The 1,479-nt window shown below is 50.9% G+C and carries 15 tRNA genes; all 15 read left to right on the plus strand.

Going from position 1 to position 1,479, the window contains the following annotated elements:
* Positions 1 to 61: 61 nt before the first annotated feature.
* The 15 genes from FD38_RS11695 to FD38_RS11765 all read left to right on the plus strand — a co-directional run bounded on the left by FD38_RS11695 (position 62) and on the right by FD38_RS11765 (position 1,417).
* Positions 62 to 134, plus strand: a tRNA-Val gene (locus tag FD38_RS11695).
* A gap of 2 nt (positions 135 to 136) precedes the next feature.
* A tRNA-Lys gene (locus FD38_RS11700) sits at positions 137 to 209 on the plus strand.
* A 47-nt stretch (positions 210 to 256) separates the two neighbouring features.
* A tRNA-Thr gene (locus tag FD38_RS11705) sits at positions 257 to 329 on the plus strand.
* A gap of 7 nt (positions 330 to 336) precedes the next feature.
* Positions 337 to 408 (plus strand) — tRNA-Gly (locus FD38_RS11710).
* Between the two features lie 41 nt (positions 409 to 449).
* Positions 450 to 523 (plus strand) — tRNA-Arg (locus FD38_RS11715).
* Between the two features lie 6 nt (positions 524 to 529).
* Positions 530 to 603: transfer RNA gene (locus FD38_RS11720), tRNA-Pro, on the plus strand.
* A gap of 28 nt (positions 604 to 631) precedes the next feature.
* Positions 632 to 705 (plus strand) — tRNA-Met (locus FD38_RS11725).
* 14 nt (positions 706 to 719) lie between these two features.
* Positions 720 to 793 (plus strand) — tRNA-Ile (locus FD38_RS11730).
* Positions 794 to 820: 27 nt separating this feature from the next.
* A tRNA-Ser gene (locus FD38_RS11735) sits at positions 821 to 910 on the plus strand.
* 12 nt (positions 911 to 922) lie between these two features.
* Positions 923 to 996: transfer RNA gene (locus tag FD38_RS11740), tRNA-Met, on the plus strand.
* Between the two features lie 2 nt (positions 997 to 998).
* Positions 999 to 1,072, plus strand: a tRNA-Asp gene (locus tag FD38_RS11745).
* Positions 1,073 to 1,079: 7 nt separating this feature from the next.
* Positions 1,080 to 1,152, plus strand: a tRNA-Phe gene (locus FD38_RS11750).
* 20 nt (positions 1,153 to 1,172) lie between these two features.
* Positions 1,173 to 1,243 (plus strand) — tRNA-Gly (locus tag FD38_RS11755).
* Positions 1,244 to 1,249: 6 nt separating this feature from the next.
* Positions 1,250 to 1,324, plus strand: a tRNA-Ile gene (locus tag FD38_RS11760).
* Between the two features lie 5 nt (positions 1,325 to 1,329).
* Positions 1,330 to 1,417: transfer RNA gene (locus tag FD38_RS11765), tRNA-Ser, on the plus strand.
* Positions 1,418 to 1,479 lie beyond the last annotated feature (62 nt).

A 1,479-nucleotide genomic window follows, 5' to 3' on the forward strand; every position in this document is an offset into this window, starting at 1 on the left:
GCACGCCGATAGTAGTTGGGGGATCGCCCCCTGCGAGGATAGGACGTTGCCACGCGTATATGGAGGATTAGCTCAGTTGGGAGAGCGTCTGCCTTACAAGCAGAGGGTCACAGGTTCGAGCCCTGTATCCTCCATTGAGCCCTTAGCTCAGTTGGTAGAGCATCTGACTTTTAATCAGAGGGTCGACAGTTCGAGCCTGTCAGGGCTCATTCACCGAAAGGTGATTGAGATTATTATTGAAGATGATACTGACTATGCCGACTTAGCTCAGTTGGTAGAGCACCTGTCTTGTAAACAGGGGGTCGGAAGTTCGAATCTTCTAGTCGGCATTATTATGCGGAAGTAGTTCAGTGGTAGAACATCACCTTGCCATGGTGGGGGTCGCGGGTTCGAATCCCGTCTTCCGCTTAATACCGAAAGGTATTAAGTTAAGTTAATCAAGTTATTTTGCACCCATAGCGCAACTGGATAGAGTGTCTGACTACGAATCAGAAGGTTGTAGGTTCGACTCCTACTGGGTGCATAGTAACGGGAAGTAGCTCAGCTTGGTAGAGCACCTGGTTTGGGACCAGGGGGTCGCAGGTTCGAATCCTGTCTTCCCGATTAAATAAGAATATTTTATTTAACACTTCGCGGTGTAGCTCAGCTGGCTAGAGCGTTCGGTTCATACCCGAGAGGTCGAGGGTTCGATCCCCCCCGCCGCGATTTGGACTTGGACTGGACCTTTAGCTCAGTTGGTTAGAGCAGACGGCTCATAACCGTCCGGTCGTAGGTTCGAGTCCTACAAGGTCCATTTTTGGACATTGTTATAGTGCGATATGGAGGATTACCCAAGTCTGGCTGAAGGGAACGGTCTTGAAAACCGTCAGGTGGGTAAAACCACGCGAGAGTTCGAATCTCTCATCCTCCTTTTTCTAATTATCGCGGGATGGAGCAGTCTGGTAGCTCGTCGGGCTCATAACCCGAAGGTCGTTGGTTCAAATCCAGCTCCCGCAATTGGTTCGTTGGTCTAGTTGGTTAGGACGCCTCCCTGTCACGGAGGAGATCACGAGTTCGAGTCTCGTACGGACCGTTTAAATGGCTCGGTAGCTCAGTCGGTAGAGCAATGGATTGAAGCTCCATGTGTCGGCGGTTCGATTCCGTCCCGCGCCATTGCTTAACCTCATATAAATGCGGGTATAGTTTAGTGGTAAAACCACAGCCTTCCAAGCTGTTGTCGCGAGTTCGATTCTCGTTACCCGCTTTATATGGGCCTATAGCTCAGCTGGTTTAGAGCGCACGCCTGATAAGCGTGAGGTCGATGGTTCGAGTCCATTTAGGCCCATTTATGGAGAAGTACTCAAGTGGCTGAAGAGGTGCCCCTGCTAAGGGTATAGGTCGCGCAAGCGGCGCGAGGGTTCAAATCCCTCCTTCTCCGTTTTATATGACCCGTTGGTCAAGTGGTTTAAGACACCGCCCTTTCACGGCGGTAACATGGGT

Origin of the sequence: Levilactobacillus zymae DSM 19395, from assembly GCF_001434115.1 — a bacterium.
In the GTDB taxonomy this organism is placed as follows: Bacteria; Bacillota; Bacilli; order Lactobacillales; family Lactobacillaceae; genus Levilactobacillus; species Levilactobacillus zymae.